Origin of the sequence: Gemmobacter sp. (assembly GCF_046292685.1) — a bacterium.
GTDB lineage: Bacteria > Pseudomonadota > Alphaproteobacteria > Rhodobacterales > Rhodobacteraceae > Wagnerdoeblera.
In genome coordinates, this window is record NZ_JBKBQM010000038.1 from 1 (window position 1) to 24239 (window position 24239).

General features: G+C 68.2%; 21 protein-coding genes and 1 tRNA gene. 7 read left to right on the top strand and 15 right to left on the bottom strand.

From position 1 onward, the window contains the following. The first annotated feature begins 178 nt into the window (after positions 1–178). Both ACK4S2_RS11200 and ACK4S2_RS11205 read left to right on the top strand, forming a co-directional pair. Complete coding sequence (locus ACK4S2_RS11200) at positions 179–592, top strand: hypothetical protein (RefSeq protein ID WP_409624073.1); 414 nt, start codon at positions 179–181, stop codon at positions 590–592. Between the two features lie 34 nt (positions 593–626). Further along, positions 627–1145: a response regulator transcription factor gene (locus tag ACK4S2_RS11205; RefSeq protein WP_409624074.1), complete on the top strand. Its 519-nt coding sequence runs from the start codon at positions 627–629 to the stop codon at positions 1143–1145. On the opposite strand, the gene ACK4S2_RS11210 is transcribed toward ACK4S2_RS11205, so the two are convergent. From ACK4S2_RS11210 to ACK4S2_RS11220, 3 genes are read right to left on the bottom strand one after another with little or no spacing between them, the layout of a single operon-like run. Further along, entirely contained in the window at positions 1127–1498 is a 372-nt protein-coding gene (locus tag ACK4S2_RS11210; RefSeq protein ID WP_409624076.1) for a DUF2237 family protein, read from the bottom strand. The two genes, ACK4S2_RS11205 and ACK4S2_RS11210, sit on opposite strands and share 19 nt — an antisense overlap. Then, complete coding sequence (locus tag ACK4S2_RS11215) at positions 1495–1743, bottom strand: CDGSH iron-sulfur domain-containing protein (RefSeq protein ID WP_409624078.1); 249 nt, start codon at positions 1741–1743, stop codon at positions 1495–1497. Before ACK4S2_RS11215 ends, ACK4S2_RS11210 begins: the two co-directional genes overlap by 4 nt. A gap of 32 nt (positions 1744–1775) precedes the next feature. After that, entirely contained in the window at positions 1776–3044 is a 1269-nt protein-coding gene (locus ACK4S2_RS11220; RefSeq protein WP_409624080.1) for an Hsp70 family protein, read from the bottom strand. A 176-nt stretch (positions 3045–3220) separates the two neighbouring features. On the opposite strand from ACK4S2_RS11220, the gene ACK4S2_RS11225 reads away from it, so the two are divergent. The 5 genes from ACK4S2_RS11225 (at position 3221) to ACK4S2_RS11245 (ending at position 12580) form a co-directional block, all read left to right on the top strand. Beyond that, positions 3221–4471, top strand: coding sequence for a sarcosine oxidase subunit beta family protein (locus tag ACK4S2_RS11225; protein WP_409624082.1), 1251 nt, complete (start codon positions 3221–3223; stop codon positions 4469–4471). 11 nt (positions 4472–4482) lie between these two features. Next, positions 4483–4746, top strand: coding sequence for a sarcosine oxidase subunit delta (locus ACK4S2_RS11230; protein ID WP_409624084.1), 264 nt, complete (start codon positions 4483–4485; stop codon positions 4744–4746). Continuing rightward, on the top strand, positions 4743–7670 hold the full coding sequence (locus tag ACK4S2_RS11235; RefSeq protein WP_409624086.1) for a sarcosine oxidase subunit alpha family protein: 2928 nt from the start codon (positions 4743–4745) through the stop codon (positions 7668–7670). The genes ACK4S2_RS11230 and ACK4S2_RS11235 overlap by 4 nt, the downstream gene beginning before the upstream one ends. Next, positions 7663–8220: a sarcosine oxidase subunit gamma gene (locus ACK4S2_RS11240; protein ID WP_409624088.1), complete on the top strand. Its 558-nt coding sequence runs from the start codon at positions 7663–7665 to the stop codon at positions 8218–8220. Before ACK4S2_RS11235 ends, ACK4S2_RS11240 begins: the two co-directional genes overlap by 8 nt. Positions 8221–8887: 667 nt before the next feature. Continuing rightward, positions 8888–12580 (top strand): calcium-binding protein, encoded by a 3693-nt coding sequence (locus tag ACK4S2_RS11245; RefSeq protein ID WP_409624090.1) that lies wholly within the window; start codon positions 8888–8890, stop codon positions 12578–12580. A gap of 264 nt (positions 12581–12844) precedes the next feature. On the opposite strand, the gene ACK4S2_RS11250 is transcribed toward ACK4S2_RS11245, so the two are convergent. The 12 genes from ACK4S2_RS11250 to ACK4S2_RS11305 form a co-directional block, all read right to left on the bottom strand. Continuing rightward, positions 12845–12921: transfer RNA gene (locus ACK4S2_RS11250), tRNA-Arg, on the bottom strand. Positions 12922–12994: 73 nt separating this feature from the next. Beyond that, complete coding sequence (locus ACK4S2_RS11255) at positions 12995–15358, bottom strand: calcium-binding protein (RefSeq protein WP_409624092.1); 2364 nt, start codon at positions 15356–15358, stop codon at positions 12995–12997. 85 nt (positions 15359–15443) lie between these two features. Next, positions 15444–16664 carry a cysteine desulfurase gene (locus ACK4S2_RS11260; RefSeq protein WP_409624094.1) on the bottom strand — a complete coding sequence of 407 codons (1221 nt, stop codon included), beginning with the start codon at positions 16662–16664 and terminating at the stop codon, positions 15444–15446. Between the two features lie 11 nt (positions 16665–16675). Then, positions 16676–17242 carry a YIP1 family protein gene (locus tag ACK4S2_RS11265; RefSeq protein ID WP_409624096.1) on the bottom strand — a complete coding sequence of 189 codons (567 nt, stop codon included), beginning with the start codon at positions 17240–17242 and terminating at the stop codon, positions 16676–16678. 4 nt (positions 17243–17246) lie between these two features. Next, positions 17247–17738 (bottom strand): YIP1 family protein, encoded by a 492-nt coding sequence (locus ACK4S2_RS11270; protein ID WP_409624098.1) that lies wholly within the window; start codon positions 17736–17738, stop codon positions 17247–17249. Positions 17739–17802: 64 nt separating this feature from the next. Further along, a complete protein-coding gene (gene sufD, locus ACK4S2_RS11275; RefSeq protein ID WP_409624100.1) occupies positions 17803–19107 on the bottom strand; it encodes a Fe-S cluster assembly protein SufD in 1305 nt (434 codons plus the stop codon). After that, entirely contained in the window at positions 19107–19862 is a 756-nt protein-coding gene (gene sufC, locus ACK4S2_RS11280) for a Fe-S cluster assembly ATPase SufC (RefSeq protein ID WP_409624102.1), read from the bottom strand. The genes sufD and sufC overlap by 1 nt, the downstream gene beginning before the upstream one ends. A gap of 83 nt (positions 19863–19945) precedes the next feature. Then, a complete protein-coding gene (locus ACK4S2_RS11285; RefSeq protein ID WP_409624104.1) occupies positions 19946–20467 on the bottom strand; it encodes a hypothetical protein in 522 nt (173 codons plus the stop codon). A 126-nt stretch (positions 20468–20593) separates the two neighbouring features. Continuing rightward, positions 20594–21205, bottom strand: coding sequence for a hypothetical protein (locus ACK4S2_RS11290; RefSeq protein ID WP_409624105.1), 612 nt, complete (start codon positions 21203–21205; stop codon positions 20594–20596). Next, a complete protein-coding gene (locus ACK4S2_RS11295) occupies positions 21198–21509 on the bottom strand; it encodes a heavy metal-binding domain-containing protein (protein ID WP_409624107.1) in 312 nt (103 codons plus the stop codon). Before ACK4S2_RS11295 ends, ACK4S2_RS11290 begins: the two co-directional genes overlap by 8 nt. Before the next feature lie 10 nt (positions 21510–21519). Next, entirely contained in the window at positions 21520–23049 is a 1530-nt protein-coding gene (sufB, locus tag ACK4S2_RS11300) for a Fe-S cluster assembly protein SufB (RefSeq protein ID WP_409624109.1), read from the bottom strand. Between the two features lie 128 nt (positions 23050–23177). Then, positions 23178–24227: a cysteine desulfurase family protein gene (locus ACK4S2_RS11305; protein WP_409624112.1), complete on the bottom strand. Its 1050-nt coding sequence runs from the start codon at positions 24225–24227 to the stop codon at positions 23178–23180. Positions 24228–24239: the final 12 nt, after the last annotated feature.

Genomic DNA, 24239 nt, shown 5'->3' on the forward strand with positions numbered 1-24239 from the left:
CGACGCCGGCGACGATCACGGCAGCGGTCATGACGACGGCGGCAACGACGACGGCCCCGGGCACGACGCCGGCGACGATCACGGCGCGGACGACTGAAACCGACCGGGCCGAGGGCGGCGCTTGCACGCGGCGCCGCCCCGGCCAATAATCGCCTACGGCACTGGCAGGAGAACCGTGATGCACCGCCGCCGCCTGATCCTGGGCCTGGTTGCCGTTCTGGCCGCCGGGCCGCTTTCCGCCCAGAGCCTTGCCGACCGCGTGACCCGCGACCTGCAGCGGCAGGGCCTGACCAGCATCGAAACCTCACGCACCCTGCTGGGCCGGACCCGCATCGTCGGCACCGGCCCCGAAGGACGGCGCGAGGTGATCCTGAACCCGCGCACTGGCGAAATCCTGCGCGACCTGTGGCAACCCTCGGGCACCGGCAGCGGCGGCGGGTTGCTTTCGACCCGTGACGACGACCACGGCGGAGAGGGCCGCGGGCGCGGCCGCGGGCGCGGCGGCGACGACGATGGCGGTTCGGGCAGCGGCGACGATGGCGACGATGGCGACAGCTCGGGCGGCGACGACAAAGGCGGAGACGACGATTGAGGCTGGCACGTTACCCTGACCCCGAGGGCATCGCGTGACCGGGCGCTGGCTGATTGCGGCGCTCCTTGCGGTTCAGGCGGCCTGCGCGGTGTTCTTCGTGTCCGACATCGTGGCCTCGGTGCTGGGGCTGCAATCGGCACCGCTCAGCTGGCAGACGCGCGAGCTGCTGGAAATCGGCGCGGCGCTGGGGCTGGTGCTGGGGCTTGGTCTTGGCGCAGTGCTGCTGCTGCGGGCCCGAGGCGAGGCGCAAGCCGCGCGCGAAAGCCTGCGCCGCGCGCAAGGCGCCTTCCGCGACCTGATCGACGAGCGTTTCACCGCATGGGGCCTGACCCCGGCCGAACGCGATGTGGCGCTGTTTGCGGTCAAGGGCCTGTCCACCGCCGACATCGCCCGGCTGCGCAACACCTCCGAAGGCACGGTCAAGGCGCAGACGGCGGCGATCTATCGCAAGGCCGGCGTGAACGGGCGGGCGCAACTGGTGGCGCTGTTCATCGAAGACCTGATCGACCTGCCCCCCGCACCCGTCGCCCCCGATCAGGCATCCAGCGCGTAAAGCCGCAGCACATCCAGCGGCACCACATCCAGCGTGCGCAGATGCGTCGCCGCAAGGCGCACCTGCGGCGCGGCGCCTTCGTCGTGCGCCTGCAGGAAACGACCCGCACAGAGGCACCAGCGGTCGCCCGGCTTCAGCCCGGCAAAGCCCCATTCGGGCCGCGGGGTGGACAGGTCGTTGCCGAGGTATTTCGACAGCGCCAGGAACTCGGCCGTCATCACCGCGCAAACGGTGTGCCGGCCGCGATCCTCCGGGCCGGTATCGCAACAGCCGTTGCGATAGAACCCGGTCACCGGCGCCAGCGAACAGGGCTCCAGCACTCCGCCCAGCACGTTGATCGAAGCTTCCTTCACGCCCCCAGCCCCTTGTGGGTGCCGTCGCACATCGGTGCCCTGGACGACTGCTTGCAACCGCAGAAGAACGCCTTGCCATCCTTTTCGGCGGTGAACTTCACCGGCACAAAGCTGCTGCCCTTGTGCGAGCCGTCGCAGAACGGCTGGTTTGCGGACTGGCCGCAGGCGCACCAGAAATAGGATTTGCCGGCCGTCACCTCGACGGCATAGGGGGCGGCCTGGGCGATGCGGGGGGTATCGGTCATGGCGGACTCCGAGGGTTGCGCACCACAAGAGCCTAGCGCAAACCGGCACCAAGTCCAGCGCCGGGCGCCGTGGCCAGGGCCAGCCCGTCGGCCACGGCGGTAAAGACCTCGGACCGTTCGATCCGCGCCTGCGGGCAGACGGCGCGGGCCTCGGATTCCACCAGCGCCATCAGGCTCGATCCGCCGACCAGCACCACGGTGTCGATCTCGGCCGGCGCCACGGCGGCACGGAACAGCGTTTCGCGCAAGGCGCCTTCCAGCGGGGCGCGCTGCGGCTGCAACGCCGCGTTCAGGCTGCCCGGCGTGACCGGCACCGACAGGCCCGGCTCGACCATGCCCATGTCGATGCCCGCCCCCCGCAGGCCGCTGTTGGCCGCGATCTTGCCGCGTTCGACGGCAAAGGCCAGGTCATGGCCCAGATGGTCGCCGATCACCCGCGCCAGCCGCCGCATCGGCACCGGGTCCAGCGCGTGCCGCTGCAGGTCGGCAACCGCGCGCTGCGTCTCGGCGGTGTAAAGGAACGGGATCATCGCCCAGGTCGAGAGATCGACATAGATCGCCTGCGGCACCGGCAGCAACCCGTCGCCAAGGCTGCGGCGCAACTGCCCGCCCAGCCCCAGCAGCGGCATGGCATGGGCCATCGACACCGCATGGTCGAAATCCGTGCCCCCCAGCCGGATGCCGTGGCTGCCGAGGATCCGCACCCCGTCGCCCCCCGTGCGGAACACCGAGAAATCCGAAGTGCCCCCGCCGATATCCACGATCAGCCCCAGCCCGCCCGGCCGCCGCGGCGCAGGGCTGGCCAGCGCCGCGGCCTCGGGTTCCAGCGCGAATTCCACCTGCGCAAACCCGGCGGCAAGATAGCAGGCGCGCAGGTCGGCTTCGGCGGCCGCGTCGCGGTCGGGAGCGGCGGTGTGAAAATGCACCGGCCGCCCCGACAACACGCGGTCGAACCGCCGCCCGGCCGCCGCCTCGGCCCGGGACTTGAGCCCGGCCAGAAAGGCGGTGACGATGTCGGCCAGCGTGCGCCGTTGCCGGCCGATCAGGCGCGGTTCGTGAAACAACGCCGTGCCCAGCACGCTTTTCAGCGCCCGCATGTAGCGCCCGTCCTCGCCCGCGATCAGCGCCTCGGCCGCCGCCGCCCCGATCCGCATCGCCCCCCCGCCGGCCGGCAGGAAAACCGCCGTCGGCAGCGTGGCGGCCCCGCCCTCGATCGGCAGAAGCCGCGGCCTGCCGCCTTCCAGCACTGCCACCGCGGTGTTGGAGGTGCCGAAGTCGATGGCAAGCACAGGGTCGGTCATGGCAAGGCATCCCGCGGCTGAAAAAGGCGCCAGCGCCTAGCCCATCGGGCCGCCGCTTGCAACACGCATCTGCTTGCGACTTCGTGATGTCGCGTTTGGCGCAGGAATCCTGCGCCACTGGTTGAAAATCGGCAACCGTCCCGCTAGGCCAGGCGGGTCAGACGAAAGGGCGGCGGATGCGTTATTCCGGGTTGCGGGTCATCACCGAAGGTCTGTTCGGCAACAGGGGCTGGAAGCCCGCCTGGCGCGACCCCGCGCCCAAGGCCGAATACGATGCCATCATCATCGGGGGCGGCGGGCACGGCCTTTCCACCGCCTATTACCTGGCCAGGAACCACGGCATGACCAACATCGCCGTGCTGGAAAAGGGCTGGCTGGGCAGCGGCAACATCGGGCGCAACACCACCATCGTGCGCGCCAACTATTTCCTGCCCGGCAACTCGGAGTTCTATTCGCACTCGCTCAAGCTCTGGGAAGGGCTCGAGGCCGAACTGAACTACAACGTGATGCACAGCCAGCGCGGCCTCATCAACCTGTTCCATTCCGACGGGCAGCGCGATGCCTTTGTCCGCCGCGGCAACGCCATGATAAACCAGGGCGACGACGCGGTGCTGCTGGACCGCGAAGGCGTGCGCAAGCTGCTGCCCTATCTGGATTTCGACAACATCCGCTTTCCGATCTACGGCGGGCTTCTGCACCCGCGCGGCGGCACCGCGCGGCACGACGCGGTGGCCTGGGGCTATGCCCGCGGCGCCGACAAGCGCGGGGTGGACCTGATCCAGAACTGCGAGGTCACGGGTATCGACATCAGCAACGGCCGCGTGACCGGGGTGCAGACCACGCGCGGCGCGATCCGGGCGAAAAAGGTGGGCATGGTCGTGGCGGGCCGTTCGTCGCAGGTGGCGGCGATGGCGGGCCTCCGGCTGCCCATCGAAAGCCACATCCTGCAAGCCTTCGTCACCGAAGGGCTGAAGCCGGTGATCGACCATGTCATCAGCTTCGGCATGGGGCATTTCTACATCAGCCAGTCCGACAAGGGGGGCCTCGTGTTCGGGGGCGACCTCGATTTCTACGCATCTTATGCCGCGCGCGGCAACCTGCCCATCGTCGAACATGTGATGGAGGCCGGCATGACCCTGATGCCGATGATCGGGCGCGCCAAGGTGCTGCGCAGCTGGGGCGGCATCATGGACATGTCGCCCGACGGCAGCCCCATCATCGACAAGACCCCGGTCGAGGGGCTCTATCTCGACTGCGGCTGGAACTACGGCGGCTTCAAGGCCGTGCCCGCCTCGGGTTGGTGCATGGCGCATCTGATGGCCACCGACCAGCCTCACCCCGTTGCCCGCCGCTTCCGGCTCGATCGCTTTGCCACCGGGCATGTGATCGACGAGGAAGGCACCGGCAGCCAGCACAACCTGCACTGAAAGGCCCCGCCATGCGCATCCCCTGCCCCCTGTGCGGCACCCGCGACCGGCGCGAATTCACCTATTTCGGGTCCGAGGATTACGCCAACCGCCCCGCACCCGATGCCCCGCCCGAGGCCTGGGACGACCACCTGCACAACCGCGACAACCCTTGCGGCGACACGCGCGACCTGTGGTATCACGACCCCTGCGGTGCCTGGGTACGGGTGCACCGCAATACCGCGACCCATGCGGTGCATGGGGCCGATCTGGTGGCAGAGCGGGGGCGGGCATGAGCGGGTATCGTCTGGCCTCGGGCGGTCTGGTGGACCGTGGCACCTCGGTGCGGTTCACCTTCGACGGGCTGCCCTTCACCGGCTTTGCCGGCGACACGCTGGCCTCGGCCCTGCTGGCGAACGGGGTGCGCATCGTCGGGCGCAGCTTCAAGTATCACCGCCCGCGCGGGGTGCTGACCGCCGGATCGGAGGAGCCCAACGGCCTGGTCGAAGTGCTGGAAGGCGCGCAGAAAACCCCGAACGTGCGCGCCACGATGCAGGAGATCTTCCCCGGCCTGGCCGCGCAGGCGCAGAACGCCTGGCCCTCGCGCAATCTCGACCTTCTGGCGGTGAACGACCTGATGGCGCCCTTCCTTTCTGCGGGGTTCTATTACAAGACCTTCATGTGGCCGCGGGCCTTCTGGGAACGGCTGTACGAGCCGCTGATCCGCCGGGCCGCCGGCCTTGGGGCCTTGTCGGGCAAGGCGGACGAGGCGCGTTATGAAAAGGTCTTTGCCTTTTGCGACGTGCTGGTGATCGGGGCGGGGCCTGCCGGGCTGATGGCGGCGCTGACGGCGGCCGAGGCGGGCGCGGATGTGATCCTGGCCGATGAGGGCGCGCGGATGGGCGGGCGGCTGCTGGCCGACCGGCCCGAAATCGACGGCGCGCCCGGGGATGCCTGGGCGGCGGGGGTTCTGGCGCGGTTGGCCGCGATGCCAAATGTGCGGCTGATGCCGCGCACAACGGTCGTGGGCGCCTATGACCACGGCACCTATGCCGCGTTGGAGCGGGTTTCGTTGCATGTTGCAAATCCCGGCGAGGCCCCGCGCGAAGCCTTCTGGCGCATCGTTGCAAAACGCACAGTCCTTGCCAGCGGGGCGCTGGAGCGGCCGATTGCATTTTGCAATAACGACCGGCCGGGCATCATGCTCGCCTCGGCGGCGGCCAGCTATCTCAACATTTACGGCGTGGTGCCCGGGCAGCGGATCGCGGTCTTTGCCAACAACGACAGCGCCCGCCGCACCGCCCGCGCCTTGCACGCGGCCGGAGCCGACATCGCTGCGCTGATCGACCCGCGCGAGGATGCCGCCACCGACGAGCCCTTCCGCGTGATCCGCGGCGGGGTGGTGACGGATGCGAAGGGCCGGATGGGCCTCAAGTCGATGAACGTGCGGCAAGGCAGCACCGACTTCGCGCTCGAGGCCGATTGCCTGCTGATGTCGGGCGGCTGGAACCCCACCTTGCACCTGACCTGCCACATGAACGGCCGCCCGGTGTGGGATGACACCATCGCCGCCTTCGTGCCCAGACCCGGCGCCGTGCCGGGGCTGGAGGCCGCCGGCGCCGCCGCCGGCCGGTTCAGCACCGCCGCCTGCCTGGAACACGGCTTGCGGGCGGCGCAGACCGCGCTGTCCGAACTGGGGCTGAAGACCCCGGCCCTTGCCGCGCCCAAGGCCGAGGATGGCGATTATGCCCTGGCCCCGATCTGGCACGTTCCGGGCAAGGGCCGCGCCTGGCTGGACTTTGCCAACGACGTCACGGTCAAGGATGTGGCCCTGGCCGCGCAGGAAGGCTTCCGCAGCGTCGAGCACATGAAACGCTACACGACGCAAGGCATGGCCCCCGACCAGGGCAAGAACTCCAACGTCGCCGCCCTGGCCGTGCTGGCCGAGGCAACGGGCCAGACCATTCCGGGCACCGGCACCACCACCTTCCGCCCACCCTATACCCCGGTGTCCATCGCCGCGATGGGCGCGGGCGGCCGGGCCGAAGGCTTTGCCCCGCAACGCTTTCTCACCTCGGACGGGCCCAGCCGCGAACGCGGCGCCCCGATGATCGAGGCGGGGCTGTGGTATCGGCCCAGCTACTTTCCGCGCCCGGGCGAAACCGGGTGGGAAGCGGCTTGCGACCGCGAGGTGCGGATGGTGCGCAGCACAGTCGGGGTGTGCGACGTCTCTACCCTGGGCAAGATCGACATTCAGGGCGCCGATGCCGGGCGGTTCCTGGACCTGGTCTATACCAACACCTTCTCGACCCTGCCGGTGGGCCGCGTGCGCTATGGCCTGATGCTGCGCGAAGACGGCCACGTGATGGACGACGGCACCACCGCACGGCTGGGCGAGCGGCATTATGTGATGACCACCACCACCGCCGCTGCCGGCCTGGTGATGCGGCACCTGGAGTTCGTGGCCCAGGCGCATTGCCCGGACCGGGACGTGCGCATGGTCTCGGTCACCGAACAATGGGCGCAATTCGCCGTCGCCGGCCCCCGGGCGCGCGACCTGCTGCGCGCAGTGCTGGACGATTTGCCCGACCTGCCCTTCATGGGCTGCGCGCCGGTGCGGCTTTACGGCATCGACGGCCGGCTGTTCCGAATTTCGTTTTCGGGCGAACTCGGGTTCGAACTGGCGGTGCCGGCGCGGTTCGGGGAATCGCTGTTCCGCGACCTGGTGGCCCGGGCCGAGGTGCTGGGCGGCGGCCCCTACGGCATGGAAGCGCTGAACGTGCTGCGCATCGAAAAGGGTCTGATAACCCACGCCGAAATCCACGGCCGCACCACCGCCTTCGACATCGGGATGGAACGGATGGTCAGCCCGAAAAAGGATTGCATCGGCAAGGCCGCTGCGGCCCGCCCCGGCATGGCAGGGCCTGCGCGCGAACAGCTGATCGGCCTGCGGCCGGTGCAGCCCGGCCAGCGGCTGACATCGGGGGCGCATCTGTTCACCCCCGGCGAGGATGTGAAGCGCGAGAACGACCAGGGCTATGTCACCTCGGTCGGGCCGTCGCCCACGCTGGGCTGGATCGGGCTCGGCTTCCTCAAGAACGGGCGTGCCCGGGTGGGCGAGATGGTGCGGATGGTGGATCATCTGCGCGGGCTCGACCAGTTGTGCGAGGTGTGCGACCCGGTGTTCCTGGATCCGGCAGGGGAGAAGCTGCGTGGCTGAACTGATCGCAAAGACCCCCTGTGCGGGGCAGGGCCTGCCGGTGGCGCAAGGCGGGGCGGAACTGGCGGAATGGCTGCCGGGGCGCATGACCTCGGTCGCGCCCTTTGCCGGGCAGGAACTGGCAGCAAACCGCGCGCTGGCGGCGCTGGACCTGGTCTTTCCGGCGCCGAATGCGATGGCGACGGCCGGTGATGCCTGCATCGTCTGGACCGGGCGCGGACAGGCCTTTCTGATCGGCGCCGCGCCGCCGGCCGGGTTGGCAGAGGCCGCAGCCTTGACCGACCAGTCCGACGGCTGGGCCGCCTTGCGGCTCGCCGGGCCGGCGGCGGCGGATGTTCTGGCCCGTCTGGTGCCGCTGGACCTGTCGGCACCCGCGTTTCCGCCCGGCACGGCGGCGCGCAGCCTGCTGGGGCACATGTCGGTGGTGCTGATGCGGCCCGAGCCGCAGACCTGGCAGCTGCTGGTCTTCCGCTCGATGGCGCGGACGGCGGTGCACGAATTGCAGGCGGCGATGACCAGCCTGGCCGGCCGGGCAGCGCTGCGCGCCTGACGGCCGGGCCTGCGCCGGCTCTTTTTCGACAATCATCGAATCCTGCACCGGACCTTGCGGTCTGGTGCAACGCACGGGTGCCGGGTTGCGGCGTGCCCTGCCGAGGGCTGCGAGGCTGCGAAAGGGCCCCGGTTCGCCCGCAAGGCGCAGGCCCAAGGCAGCCAATCGGCGATGACGGCCGCACCAAAGTTGATGACGCCGACAATAATATAGCGATTTCAGATAGTTAAAAGTATAACCCAAAATCGGAATTTATTGACCGGATTGGGCCGGCATGCGATGCCGATGCGACGGCCAGAGGGCCGGGGGAACGAAAGGCCACGGCGACACGCCGGCGACTTCGCCCCTTGAACCTTGCTCCAACCGTGGTCGCCGGTTTCGGCGCTCACCTTGCCAATGGCGCGTCCGGTCTTGCGGGCGACGCCACCAACGACGACGCCCCAAGCCGGGATGCCCCCTCATGTGCCGTAACGAGTTGACCTGTTTGCCGTCCTTGCATCCCCGGCCGCCGGACTCCGGCGCGGGCGCCGGCGCCGCGTTCGGGTAGAACCGGCGCCTGCCGCCCCCCTCCAAAAAAAAGCTCATCCGCCCCTGAAACCTCGCGCAGCCGGGCACGTAGCTGCGCGGACGATGCCTGTTGTTTTCTGTTCGAACCCAAGGATACCCCATGTCTGTGAACCCGTCGCTTGCAACCGACAGTCTCCTGTCCACCTTTTCGGCGGGGGCGTCCTTGACCGGCCTTTCCGCGCAAGTCGTCTTCAATACGGCAAGCTTCGATAACGGCGCCAAGCTGCTGGACAGCGATGTCAGCGTGAGCCTGGGTGATGGCGGCTCGCTTTCGGATGTCGTCCTGTCGGTGGGCGGTCTGGTGCAGGGAGATACCGTTGGCCTGCGGTTGCAGGATGCAGGTAGCCCGTTTGCCATCACCATGGACCCCAGCTTGCCCGAAGGGTTCTACGCCGTGTTCATGGATGGCGACCCGATCGGCACCCTGGGTTTCGGTTATGACAACGGCGCGCAGAACGCACCGTTCCAGCTGCGCTTCACCTCGGCGGTCAACGCCGAAACCATCGAGACGGTGATCGAGAACCTCCAGTTCTCGACCGTCGCCGAGGAAGGCAGCCGCACGTTGTCGCTGGCGCTGAGCTTGGCCGAAGGCGGCGACCCGCTGTTTGCCCGGAACATCGCCGTGTCGCTGGTGCCCGAGATCGGCGGCATCGCCGATGCGGTCTGGATCGACACCGCAAACCCGTCGGGCGCGCTTTTCACGCTCAGCGATCTGCCTTCGTTCTCCTACGGCGGCGGCAAGATCACCATCAACGGGATCATCGGCAAGGTCGATATCCCTTCGCTGGCGCAGGGCAGCATGTTCAGCATTCAAAACCCGGACACTCAGGGCAACACCTACCAGGTGTCCTGGTTCAGCATGCCCTTCGCCACCATCACCGTGCCGGGCTACCATGACACGGGCGACATGACGATCACCTTCCTCGAAAGCGGGACGAGCTCGACCCTGGCAGAGAGTTTCCTGAACGACCTGCGGCTGACCTATGCGGGTGCCTACACCGGTGTCGGCCCGACCCGCAGCCTGACCATCACGGCCGAAACCGCCTCGGGTGTCGTGGCGCAAAGCGAGGCGACACTGACCTACGGTCAACCGATGCTGAGCGACCTGAACAGCCCCGACCGCATGCGCGCGGGCACCGGGCCTGAGATCATCGACGCGGATGTGACCGTGGACACTCCGGCCGGCCTGACGCTGGCGGGCGCACGGATCGAGGTGACGAACCTCGCCGCGGGCGACCACGTGGGCCTGTCGGAGGCCGGGCCGCTGCGGGTGGACGGGTCGGGCAACCTGATCCTGTCCTCGTACATGGGCGATGTCACCATCGGCACCTTCACCCCCGGATCGGCGGGCTACGACCCGCAGACCGGCGATCTGGTTTCGACCGCGGCCGTGGTCAACCTGAATGCCGATGCGCCGTCCTGGGTGCTGGAAACGATCATCGAGAACCTGACGCTTGAAAGCGTGGGCCGCTTCTCGACCGACAGCCGCTATCTCAGCATCGCGGTCTACAACGCGCAGAACCGGCAGTGGTTCAACTCCAACGTCGAGGTTCTCGTCTCGGGGCAGGACATCGACGGCTTGAAGGAAGTGCACTTCAACACCGGCGGCAGCGATCCGCGGCTTGCGCCCTTCGTCGATACCTCGGTCACGCTGGCCCCCGGCGACTACACCGGCTGGACGCTCGAGGTGACGACCGCGAACGGCGACATGGGCGACACGGCCGGGATCGGCCGGCATACCATCGGCTACCGCTATTTCGAGCTTCAGACCCAGCCCGACCAGTCGATCACGCTGTTCTACATCAACGAATTCGACCAGCCGATCGCGGTGGGCAGCTATCAGGGCCTGCCGTTTGCCAATAGCATGGTAGGCTACGGCTTCCGCATCACGGTGGGGCAGAACAGCACCTGGCCGGCCGCGATGCTGGAACATCTGATCGAATCAGTGACGATGAGCGCGGGCGGCCCCGCCGGCACGCAGTCCTCGATCACCTACAAACTGTCGAACCCGCAGGGCGTGTTCTACCAGGATACCGTCCGGGTCGAGAAAACCGATGCGGTGCCGGGGATCGACGGGCTTTCGTCCGAGGTCACGGTGCGCAGCGCGGTCATGGCGCTGGACGGGCCGGCGCTGCTCGACGGCGACGTGACGCTGCCGGGCGATCTGGGGGGGGCGGGCCTTGTGACCGTGACCGTCACCGGCCAGGTGGCGGGCGACGTTCTGGGCCTGCGGGCCGTCTCCACCCCGGCACCGGGCCAGCTGGTGCTGCAAGACAGCGGGCTGCTGTATCGTCAGGGCGCAAGCGGCAGCGAGCTGCTGGGCTTTGTCGCGGGCGGCACGAGCGGCACACCGCTGCGCATCAACTTCTTTGTCGGGGTGACGGCGGAGCAGATCGAAGGCGTGATCGAGGCGCTGACCTTCTCCACCACCTCGACGGTGCGGAACCGCGAACTTGCGATCACCGTGACGCAGAACGGCCAGGCGGCCCTGCGCGGCTTTGTCGAGGTGAACCTCGACACAACCCCGCTGATTGCCGACCTCACCCGGCTGGTGAAGTTCGACGCGACGACCATCGATGAGACGCCGATGCTCATCGACAGGTCCGTGACGCTGCCCACCGGACTTGATTATGGCCGTGGCGAAATCGTCGTCACCAAACCGGACCACGTGGGGATCGGCCTGACGGGCAGCTATACGCTGGACCGGTTCGCGCCGGACAATTTCTATATTGTCAACACCATTTCGGGAGAGCAGGTCGGGGTCGCCTATCTGGGCATCACCGCTGCGTCGTTCACGTTCGGCGTGCACGCGACGCGGGACCTTGTGGAGAGGGCGATGGAGGCGCTGACCTTTACCACCTCGGTCACCGATCAGGCGTCGGAGGTGACGGTCCGGTTGAACCTTCAAGTCGGCTCCGGCCCGCGCACGACCATCGCGATGACCGATATCCGGCTGCAACCGGCGCTCGGCGACCAGACCCTGACCGGAACCGAAGGGGCCGACATGCTGGCCGGCGACGATGGCAACGACATCCTTTTCGGGTTGGATGGCGACGACCTGCTGTCGGGGATGGACGGTAAGGATACGCTCCATGGCGGCGACGGCAACGACAGCCTGTATGGCGGCAATGGGAATGACAGCCTGTCCGGCGATGCCGGCGATGACGTGCTGTCGGGCCTGAACGGCCGCGATACCCTGCGCGGCGGGGATGGCAACGACAAGCTGATGGGCGGCAACGGTAGCGACCGCCTGTTCGGCGATGCCGGCAACGACACGCTGTTGGGCGAGGGCGGCAACGACATCCTTCGGGGCGCCACCGGCGACGACAGCCTTCACGGTGGTTGGGGGGCCGACACGCTCTATGGCAATCTGGGGGCCGATACCCTGACCGGTGGCGAGGGCGACGATGCGCTGTTCGGCGGCGCCGGGGCCGACAGGCTGGGCGGCGGCAACGGGAACGACACTTTGGCCGGCGGCATCGGGGCCGACACGCTGAACGGCGGCAGCGGCGCCGACGTGTTCCTGTTCGACCTTGCCGATGTCGGCACGGGGGTCGATGTGATCCAGCGCTTCGAACAGGGCCAGGACATGTTGATGTTCACCCCGGCCCTGATCGATTTCCTTGGATCGGCGGGCACTTCGGCCACCGAGGCGATTTACTGGGATCTGGCCTCGCGCACATTGTCGCTGGATCTCGACGCCGTGGGCCTGACCGGCGGACGCGTGGCCATCGCCCGGTTCACCGGTTCCATCCCGGAGACGCTGACGGTCGACGACTTCCTCTTCGGCTGAGCCGCGACCGCACAAGGCAACACGCGCGTGCCCCCCTTGCGACGGCAAGGGGGGCATTGCGCTTTGCACCCGCTGGTTGCTGCGCATACGCCTGCACCGAGGCCGAGGCTGCCCCCGGTGCCGGCGCGCGCGAACGTCGCTGCCATGCCGGTCAGGCGGACACAGCCCCGGATCTGAACGGAGAAGAAAGGACAAAGCCTTGCAGCGCACCGTCACGCCGCCGTGGCGCGATGGCCGAGCCTTGCAAGCCTGGATGGGGGCAAGTGGCGGACCCGACAGGATTCGAACCTGTGACCTCTGCCTTCGGAGGGCAGCACTCTATCCAGCTGAGCTACGGGTCCCGCAGGTGGTCTATAGCCGCTGGCGCTGCGGGCTGCAATGGCCCCGGCGGGAAAAACCGGGGCCGTGCGGCGGTTACAGGAACTCGAAATCTCCGGCGCCAAAGCTTGCAAGGCCGCCGGCGGTGCTGAAGGCGATTGTGGCGAACAGCACTGCGGCGCCCGCGCCGTTGCCATCGGCGTCGAAGAACAGCCGCCCTGCCCCGCCACCGGCATTGTCGAACAGGATCTGGGCGGAACCGTTGGCGGCCGGCGTCGCGTTGGCGTTGGCAACGAACCTGGACGCGATGTTGCCCCCGTCGATGTCGCCGAACCCGTCGAGCAGCAACACAATGCGGTCCGTGCCCACGGTGAAATCGCGGATGCGGTCGTTGCCGCCATCGGCATTCTCGAACACGAATCGGTCGGCGCCTTCGCCGCCCACCAGCGTATCCGCCCCGACCCGCCCCATCAGAACGTCATCGCCGACCCCGCCGGCCAGCAGGTTGGCGCCGGCATTCCCGGCGAGGAAATCGGCGGCGCGCGACCCGCGGATGTTCTCGATCCCGGTCAGGGTGACATCCTCGTTCAGATAGCCCAGCTGGATGGCCAGCGGATCGGTGACCCCGGCAAGATCGACGTAAAGCCCGATGGCCACCGACGTGGTATCGAGCCGCGCGTAGCTGACGGTATCGGTGCCGCCTCCGCCATCGACGAAGGCGCCGCTGTTTTCATCCAGAAAGATCAGGTCGTTGCCGGCGCCGCCATACACGCTGTCGGCCCCGCCGGTTGCGTTCAGCGTATCGTTGCCCGCGCCGCCGAACATCAGGTCGTCGCCCAAGCCCCCGGTCAGCAGGTCGTCGCCGTCGCCGCCTTGCAAGGTGTCGGCGTCGGCACCGCCCGACAGCGTGTCGTTGCCGGCCTGGCCGATCAGCAGGTCCGCCCCGCTGCCGCCGTTCAGCAGGTCGTTGTCGGCGCCGCCATCCAGCGTATCGTTGCCGGCCCCGCCCAGAAGCGTATCGTTGCCGGCCGCCCCGTTCAGGCGGTCGGCGCCCTCGCGGCCAGACAGCATGTCCGTGCCGCCGCCGCCGTTGAAGACGTTGGCGCTGGCGTCTCCGAACAGCACATCGTTGCCGCCACCGGTGGTCAGGTTCTCGATCGAGACCAGGGTGAAGGGCAGCGTGCCGAAGGCGGTGGGCTGCGCCAGGTCGATGGAAACCCCGGTGCTGCCGGCCAGCACGACGGTATCGTTGCCGGCGCCGCCAAAGATGCTGTCGCCCGCCCCGACCCCGGTGAACACATCGTCAAAGGCGCTGCCGACGAACAGATCGGCCCCGGCCGTGGCCGCAACCTTGACGCCGGTGTCGCGCGGGTCGAGGATGGTGCGGAACACGTCCAGCCCCGTCAGCCCGTTCGGCCGCGTCAGTGCCACGGCCACCCGGCCATCGGCCATGACCGAGCCCTGGGCCTGCACGGCCTGCACATCCGTCAGGGTGTTCAGCGTATGCAGCAGCGTGGCCTGCCCTTCGCGCAAGCCGGTCTGCATGTTGAAGACCTGCGCATAAACCCCCGACTGGGCGGTGACGGCAAAACTGGTCGCCGTGCCGGCAAACGAGGAAAAGACGATCAGGATGCGCCCGTTGCCCAGATCGACCAGTTCCGCCGCGCCGGTGGTGGCCCCGGTCGTGCCGGCATTGCCGGCAATCTGCGACGCGACGACGGTGGACCCGAAGCTGTAGGTGCCGGCCGAGTTCAGCGACGACCCGGCCTCGACGAACATGCCGGTCAGCCGGATGTTGTTGTCGCCGGTGCCCGACGACGCCACGACATAGAACCCCTCGCTGATGCGCAGGATATCGCGGGCGGTCAGCCCGCCGGTGGACAGCGCGCTGCCGTTGGTGGAGGCGATGACGCCGTTTTCCAGCGAAAAGACCGAGGTTCCCGAACCGCCCGCCACTGCCTCGATCGTGCCGGTCGCTGCCGTGCCGGCAGCCGCAAAGGGCGACAGGATGTCGGTGGTGGTGTCCATCGTGCCGAACAGCCGCGAGGATCCCGACAGGGTGACGGCCACGCCAAAGGTCGTGCTGGTCTGCGCCACCAGTTGCGCGCCGGTCAGATCGGCGGCAAAGTTGACGGCGCCGAAGGCCACGGGTGCCAGCGTCGCCGCGTTCAGCACCCGCAGGTTCAGCGTCGCGCCGGACGTGACCGCCACGGTCAGCCGGCCATCTTCGGTCAGCACCACATCGCGCAACGTTCCGTTCAGGCCAAGGTTCACCGCACTGCCAACCGCCGTGCCATCGCCGGCGAAGCGTTGCAGGAAGGTTTCCGACAGGATGCCGCTGTTCTGCCAGGCAACCACAAAGCTGCCGTCGGCAAGGGTCACGATCCTGGCGTTGGTCTGGTTGCCCCCGAGTGCGAGCGGATGCACGACGGATTGCGGAGTCTCTACCGTAACGGGCATGGGTCAATCTCCTGCTGCAATCGGACGCAGCATCTGCCTGAACGAGCCATCCGTCAATCGCAATCTGCAAAGCCCCGCAGGGCGATCAGCCGAACAGATCGTTGCAGAACGCCAGCGCCGATACCAGCGCATCCACCTCGTCGAGCGTGTTGTAAAGCCCGAAAGAGGCGCGGCAGGTCGCCCCCACGCCCATATGCGCCATCAGCGGCATCGCGCAATGGGTGCCGGCGCGCACCGCGATGCCGCGCTTGTCGAGGATGGTGGAAATGTCGTGCGCGTGCGCCGCCCCTTGCAGGGTAAAGCTGAAGATCGCACCCTTGGTCTCCGAATTGCCTTGCACCGACAGCCAGTTCAGCCCTGCCAGCCGGTCGCGCGCATAATCGCGCAAGGTGCGTTCGTGCGCCGCGACATTGGCCATCCCCAGGCCCATCAGATACTCCAGCGCGACGCCGAAACCGATCTGCTGCACGATGCCGGGGGTGCCGGCCTCGAACTTCATCGGCGGGTCGTTGTAGCTGACGGTGTCGCGCGTCACCTCGCGGATCATGTCGCCGCCGCCCAGGAAGGGGCGCATCTCGGCCTGCCGGTCGCGCGAAATCCAGATCGCGCCCGAGCCGGATGGGCCATAGAGCTTGTGCCCGGTGATCGCGTAAAAGTCGCACCCCAGCGCCGACAGATCGACCGGCATGTGCACTGCCGCCTGGCTGCCATCGACCAGCACCGGCACGCCGCGCGCCCGGGCGCCGGCGCAGATCGCGGCAACATCCACCACCGTGCCCAGCACGTTCGACATGTGGGTGATCGCCACCAGACGGGTGCGCGGCCCGATGGCCGCCAGAACCGCACCGGGGTCGAGGTCGCCGTTCGCGTCGCATTCCACCCATTTCAGCACGACGCCTTGCCGTTCGCGCAGGAAGTGCCAGGGCACGATATTGGCGTGATGCTCCATCACGCTCAGCACGATCTCGTCGCCGGCCCGCAACCGCGGCGCCGCCCAGCCGTAGGACACGAGGTTGATGCCCTCGGTCGAGCCCGAGGTAAAGACGATCTCGTCTTCGTGGGGGGCGTTCAGAAACCGCGCCACGATGCCGCGCACGGCCTCGTATTTCTCGGTCGCAAGATTGGAAAGATAATGCAAGCCACGGTGGACGTTCGCATATTCCTGCGCATAAGCCTGCGTCACGGCCTCGATCACCGCCTTGGGCTTTTGCGCGCTGGCGCCGTTGTCCAGGTAGACCAGCGGCCGGCCGTTGACCTCGCGCGCAAGGATCGGAAAGTCGCGGCGGATGGCGTGAACATCGTACATGGCAAACCCGATCATTGCGGAAGCGACACGAAAGGCAACAGCAGGATCGACAGCACGAACCCCACTGCCAACAGGCTGCCCACCAGCCCCAGCAAGGTCATGCCTTGCGACTTGAAGCCGTGCAGCCCGGCCACAAGCCCGCTGGCGACCCAGGCCACCGCCACCAGGCTGGCCAGGCTGACCAGGCCGGCAAGCGGCGGCAGGATCAGCAAGGCGAGCAGCTGCACGACCTGCAGCAGGATCATCAGCGCCTGCAACCACACCATCACCCGCAAGGCGCCGCCGAAGCTGCCGGTGCCGCCGAACATCCGCCCGATGCCCGACATCAACCCGGCCAGCAGGACCATCGCCACGACCTGCAACCCGGCCATCGCAAAGGGCGACGGAAAGCCGGCGTTCGCAGCGCCGCCGCCGATCAGCAGCGTGCCGTAAAGGCCCAGCACCGCCAGCACCGATACCAGCGCCACCGCCTGCCATACGGCGGCATCGGGCAGATCCCAGCCCAGAATCCGCGCGGCATTGCGGCGCGGGTCGCGCAGCGCCTCCTGCACAAGGGCCGTCCAGTCGCTTCGCTGCATTCGCCTACTCCACCGCGCGGCCGCGGCCTTCGGCCACGATCAACGCATTGATCCACTGAAACAGGAACCCGGCGGCAACCACCAGACCCATTGCGGTTGCCTGCACCCCGGCCCCCACCATGCCCAGCACCAACCCGTGCAGCAGCATCAGCGGCGATACCGCCACCAGCGCCCAGAACAGCGCCAGCCGCGCACCGCGCCAGGTGCCCTGCCCGCCAAAGACCCGCGCCACACCATGCCCCAGCGCCGCCAGCCCGTACCACAGCGGAATGGTTGCCAGCAGCGCCAGCGCCCGCCCCAGCAACAAGGGCGGCAAGGGCGTTTCGGTCAGATGCGCCTGACGTGCGGCCTGCGGCCATTGCGCCACGAAGGCCAGCACCAGAAACGTCACCAGCAGCGAAAACGCGAAGGCCTCGGTCTCCCCGCGCGCCAGCACGCCGCGCACCACATCGCGCGGGCGCCGCCAGCTTGCGACGATGCCTTTTGTCACCGACATGCGGTCTCCCTTCCGTCGTCAGATAGCGGCGGTGCGGCGCCCCCGCAAGGGCGCCGCCCGCGACCTAGCGCCGCCGGTGCCGGGCCAGCCAGGCCTCCAGCCGGGTGCGGATTTCCTCGGCGATGGTCTCGTCCTCGATCTCGGCGATGGCTTCGGCCAGAAAGGCCAGCACCAGCAGCGCCTCGGCCTCGGCCCGCGGCACCCCGCGCGAGCGCAGGTAGTAAAGCGCCGTCTCGTCCATCGCGCCCGAGGTGGAGCCGTGGCTGCACTTCACGTCGTCGGCATAGATTTCCAGCTCGGGCTTGACCAGAAAATTGCTGTCCTCGTCCAGCAGCAGGCTCTGGCTGATCTGGTAGCCGTCGGTCTTCTGCGCCGCCGGCTGCACGAGGATCTTGCCCTGGAACACGCCGGTCGCGCCGTTCTTGAGCACCTTCTTGAACACCTGGCGGCTTTCGCAACCGGGCGCGGCATGGGTGACGAATACGGTGTCGTCATGGTGATAATCGCCATCGCCCACCGCAGCCCCCGCGACATGCGCCACGGCACCGGCGCCGTCCAGCCAGATCACCGCCTCGTTGCGGGTCAGCCGGCCGTTCGCCGTCAGCGTGAAGGACTTGAACTGCGCGCCCGCGTCCAGCCGGGCAAAGGTATGGGTCACCGCCCGGCGCTGATGATCGCGCCCTTGCGCGCGGATGTGGTGGAACCGCGCGCCTGCGCCAAGGTCCACCTCCATCACCTTGGAAAACCGCGCCGCGGCCGGGCCGTTTTCCAGCAGCGTCAGCTCTGCGCCCGGTTCCAGCCGGATCACATGGTGCAGCATCGCATCCGACGCGACATCGGAATGCAGATAGACCAGCGACACCGGCCGCGCGGCCTTGCCCGTCACCCGGATCAGCACGCCATCCGGCGCCAGCGCCGTGTTCAGCGCGGCATGGGGGCGCGCCACGGGCGCCTGGCCGCGGGCCTCCAGCGTGCCGAACAGATCGCGCGCCCAGTGGATGTCGGTGTGCCCGGCATCGGCAAGGCGACCGATCTCCACCCCGGCCGGGGCGGGTGCGTCGGACTGGGCCGGGTCGAACACGCCATCGACAAACACCAGCCGCATCCGCTCGATCCCGGAAAACGGCAGCGTTTCGGTATTGTCGAACAGCGCCGCCGGAATCGCGTCGGGCCGGTTCAGGCTGGCCGGGTCGGTATAGCGCCAGTATTCGTCGCGCTTCGTGGGCAGCCCCATGACCGCCAGCCGGTCGAAGGCCGCGGCCCGTGCCGCCGCCAGCCAGCCGCTGCCCGCAGGCCGCGCAATGCCGGCCAGCCGGCTGGCCAGTGCCTCGGCCCGGGCCTGGGCCAGAGCATTCGCCTGCGCCGCCATCACTTCACCTCCGCCAGCAGGTCGGCATAGCCGTTGTGCTCGACTTCAAGCGCCAGCTCGGGGCCGCCCGAGCGGATGATCCGCCCGCCGGCCATGATATGCACCACATCGGGGCGGATATGGTCCAGCAGGCGCTGGTAATGGGTGATGACCAGGAACGACCGCCCGGCATCGCGCAAGGCGTTCACGCCATCGGCCACCAGTTTCATCGCATCGACATCAAGACCGCTGTCGGTTTCGTCCAGAATGCACATGCGCGGTTCCAGCATGGCCATCTGCAGAATCTCGTTGCGCTTCTTTTCGCCGCCGGAAAAGCCGACGTTCACCGGGCGCTTGAGCATTTCGGCGTCGATCTTCAGCGCCTTCGCCTTTTCGCGCACCACCTTCAGGAAGTCGCCCGCGCTCAGTTCCGGCTCGCCGCGCGCCTTGCGCTGCGCGTTCACCGCGGTGCGCAGGAAGGTCATGTTGCCGACTCCGGGGATTTCCACCGGATACTGGAACGCCAGGAACAACCCCGCCGCGGCGCGTTCCTCGGGCTCCATCTCCAGCAGTTCCTGGCCGTCCAGCTTGGCGCTGCCTTCGGTCACCTCATAGCCGTCGCGGCCCGACAGCACATAGGACAGCGTCGATTTGCCCGAGCCGTTCGGGCCCATGATGGCATGCACCTCGCCAGCGCCGATCGTCAGATCCACGCCTTTCAGGATCGGCTTGTCCTCGTTTTCCAGTTTGACGTGCAGGTTGCGGATTTCCAGCATCGGGCGGTCCTTTCAGCAATGACGAAACGGGGCGCCCGCCGGCTGGCGGGGCCCCTGCAAGGGTGGAATGTCGGGTCGTGCGCTCAGACGCCCAGGGCGCCCAGCGAAACGGTCATCGGTTGCGTGGCGGTCAGCACGGTTTCGGTCCAGGCCGGGGGAAACACGGCGGCAAAGACCTGCGGCCACTGGTGCACGGCATTGTGCAGCCCGCCCGCCACGATCGCCGCCCCGGTCAGTTGCAGCGCCAGCGCCCCCGAGCCACGCAGCCGCAGCACGCCGCGCAGCAGCACGATGACCAGCAGCGCGATGCTCAGGTCGAACAGGATGCCCGCCATGCCCTGCCCCAGCCCGAAGGACCAGCTGCGCCCCAGATGCGCCACCAGCATCGCCGCGGCCCCGGAAAACAGCGCCGCCGGCACCGACCAGGGCGAAAGCCCGTCGACCGCCGCGGCCACCAGCCGGCCCGCCATGCCCTGGCGCCACTGGGTTGCCACCGCCGCCGGCACTGCGCCATCCATCCCGATGTGCACCGCCCCGTTGGTATTGCCCGCCTGCGCCGCAATCCGCGCCAGCCGTTCGGCGAAAATGGCCTGATGATCCCGCATGGTCCGCGTCTCCTGTCTGCCGCCTTGGTAAACAGGATGCTGCGCGACTGTGGCCGCCTTGCGGCAGGACCGGCACGTTTTTTCGCCGGCGCGGCGGCAGTTCAAGGGTCATGCCTGCCTCCCGTTTCACAGCGGTTTCAGGAACAGCCCGACCAGCCAGCCCAGCCGGTCGGCGGGCAGGGTCATGGGCTCAAGCTCGAACCGCGCCATGCGTCCGGCCATTGCCGAGGGCCGAACCAGGGTTTCGACCGCGTGATAGGGCTTGCGGCGCAGGTAATCGTCGAACAGCACGGTCACGGGGCGCAGGATGCGCAAGGCCACGGTCATCAGACAGGCCGCGCGAAAGCGGCCATCGACCAGCACCACATCGGGGTGGGCGAAATCGGGCCGGTCCCAGACCGAATTGGCGTAGCCCGGCCACTTGCGGAACTGCGTTTCGTCCGCCGGGCGGCCCCAGGCCACCGTGGGGCCGATGTCGGCATGGTGCAGCACCACCGGCGAGGCCGGCGGATTGGCCGCGAACCAGCCCTGCATCTTCGCCACCCAGGCGGCATCGGATTCCACGCTGAACACCCGCTTGCCGGCCATGCTGCCCGCCAGCACCGTGGACCCGCCCGACCCGTATTCCAGGATCGTGCCGGCACGGGCGTATTCCGCCTGCACCAGCGCCGCTTCGGCCGCGGGCAAGGTCAGCACCGGCGATTCGGGCCGGGCGGCATCGTCGGTATCGTCAGCCAAGGCACACCGCCGTGCCGCTGGCCGAAACCATCAGCATGTTGCCCACGACCTCGTAATCCAGGTCCACGCCCACCACCGCATCGGCGCCCACCCTGTCCGCGCGTTCCTGCATTTCGCGCAGCGCGGTTTCGCGGGCGCGGCCCAGCTCCTCCTCGTAGGCGCCCGAGCGCCCGCCTAAGATGTCCGTTACCGAGGCGAACAGGTCGCGCACGATGTTCGCGCCCAGAATCGCCTCGCCCACCACGATGCCGCGGTAATCGACGATCCGGCGCCCCTCGATGCTGTGAGTGGTGGTGACGATCATCGCCGCGCCCTCAGCCGACGCTGCCTTCCAGCGAAATCGCCACCAGGCTTTGCGCCTCCATGGCGAATTCCATCGGCAGGGCCTGCAGCACCTCGCGGCAGAAGCCGTTGACGACCAGGGCCACCGCTTCTTCCTCGTCCATCCCGCGCGACCGGCAATAGAACAGCTGGTCGTCATCGACCTTGGAGGTGGTCGCCTCGTGTTCGACGCGGGAGGAATTGTTGCGCACCTCGATGTAGGGCACGGTATGCGCGCCGCAGCGGTTGCCGATCAGCAGGCTGTCGCACTGGGTATAGTTGCGGCTTTCCACCGCCTTGGGGTGCATGCTGACCAGCCCGCGATAGGTGTTCTGCGCCCGGCCTGCGCTGATGCCCTTGGACACGATGCGCGACTTGGTCCGCTTGCCCAGGTGCACCATCTTGGTGCCGGTGTCGGCCTGCTGGGCATTGTTGGCGATGGCGATGGAATAGAACTCGCCCTGGCTGTCATCGCCGCGCAGGATGCAGGACGGGTATTTCCAGGTGATCGCCGACCCGGTTTCCACCTGCGTCCACATCACCTTGGACCGATCCCCGCGGCAGTCGGCGCGCTTGGTGACGAAGTTGTAGATGCCGCCCTTGCCGTTCTCGTCGCCGGGATACCAGTTCTGCACCGTGGAATACTTCACCTCGGCATCGTCGAGGATCACGATCTCCACCACCGCGGCGTGCAACTGGTGGGTGTCGCGCTTGGGCGCGGTGCAGCCTTCCAGATAGGATACATAGCTGCCCTTGTCGGCGATGATCAGCGTGCGCTCGAACTGGCCCGTATTCTCGGCGTTGATGCGGAAGTAGGTGCTCAGCTCCATCGGGCAGCGCACCCCGGGCGGGATGTAGACAAAACTGCCATCGGAAAACACCGCGCTGTTCAGCGTGGCAAAGAAGTTGTCCGACTGCGGCACAACCGAGCCCAGATACTTGCGCACCAGGTCCGGGTGTTCCCGCACCGCTTCCGAGATGGAACAGAAGATCACGCCGGCCTTCCCGAGTTCCTCCTTGAAGGTGGTGCCGACGCTGACGCTGTCGAACACCGCGTCCACCGCAACCTTGCGCGGCGCAGCGTCCTCGGCGCCTTCGACGCCGGCCAGAATCGCCTGCTCCTTCAGCGGGATGCCCAGCTTCTTGTAGGTGGCCAGCAGCTTGGGGTCGACCTCGTCCAGGCTCTTGGGCTTCTGGGCCATGCTTTTCGGGCGAGCGTAGTAATACTGGTCCTGATAGTCGATCTCGGGGTAGTTCAGCATCGCCCAGCGTGGTTCTTCCATGCGCACCCAGCGGCGATAGGCGGCCAGGCGCCATTCCAGCATCCATTCCGGTTCGCCGTTCTTTTCCGAAATCAGCCGAACGATGTCTTCGGACAGGCCCTTGGGGGCAAAGTCCGTCTCGATCTCGGTTTCCCAGCCGTATTTGTACTTGCCGGCCATGGCCTGCACGGTCTCGATCGTCTCGCGGTCCACGCCGTCGCGCACCTCGGTCACCGCGCTGTCCTGGTCGAGCATCGTCATTCCCTCGTTCCCTTGTCCTGGGGCCCCGCGCGCCCCGCATCCTGCCCGGGGCCCGGCGCCCCGGTTGTCACATCCAGCCCCGGCCTTGCAGCCTGGCCTTCTTGTCCTGCCCGGGCCATGCCGCCCGGCTACCGCATGCGCGCCTGCGCCCGCGCCCGGGCCGCGGCCCAGCTTTCGGCAAAGCGCATCACCTCGTCCTCGGCCGTTTCCGGCCCCAGCGACACCCGCATCGCGCAGGCGGCCGCCGTTTCATCCAACCCCATCGCGCGCAGCACGCGGCTGGCGCGCACCTTGCCACTGGAACAGGCCGACCCCGCCGAAACGGCGAACCCGGCCAGGTCCATCTGCATCACCTGGGTCTCGCCCTTCCAGCCCGGCGTGACGAGGCACAAGGTGTTGGGCAACCGCTCTGCCCCATGCCCGACTGAAATAGTCCCCGAATCCGGCGCTGACAATGATGACTCTAGAATATTTCTAAGTCGGGCGACAGGTTCCCACACCCCGTCGGCCAGATCGCGCGCCGCGGCCTCGGCCGCCGCACCGAAACCCGCGATGCCCACAAGGTTCTCGGTGCCGGCGCGCCGGCCCATTTCCTGCCCGCCGCCGCGAAGTTGCGCCGCAACGTCCAGCCCGCGCCGGATCACCAGCGCGCCGATGCCCTTGGGGCCACCCAGCTTGTGCGCGCTGACGATGCCCATGTCGATGCCCGACCAGTCGAAGGCGAAAGGCAGCTTGCCGACCCCCTGCGTCAGGTCGCCGACCGCCAGCTCCGGCGGCAGCACCTGCACGACGCCGGTTTCGGAATTGGCCAGTTGCAGCGCGCAGCGCGCCGGATCGTCCACCAGCACACGCCCGGCCGCATCGACAGCCAGCACCTCGGCACACCAGGCCGACACCGCCTCGTGCTCGATCGCAGCACATCGCAGGCCCCGGCCCGCACAGGCCAGCGCCGCCGCCTCGGTCGCCCCCGAGGTGAACACGATATCCGCGCCTTGCGCCCCCAGCGCCGCGGCCACCTGCGCCCGCGCCCGTTCCACCAGCGCCCGCGCCGCCCGCCCCTCGGCATGCACCGAAGACGGATTGCCCACCACATCCAGCGCGGCCATCATCGCCGCCCGCGCCTCGGGGCGCAGCGGCGCGGTGGCGTTCCAATCCAGATAGACGCGCGACCGGCTCACCCCTGCCCCCTT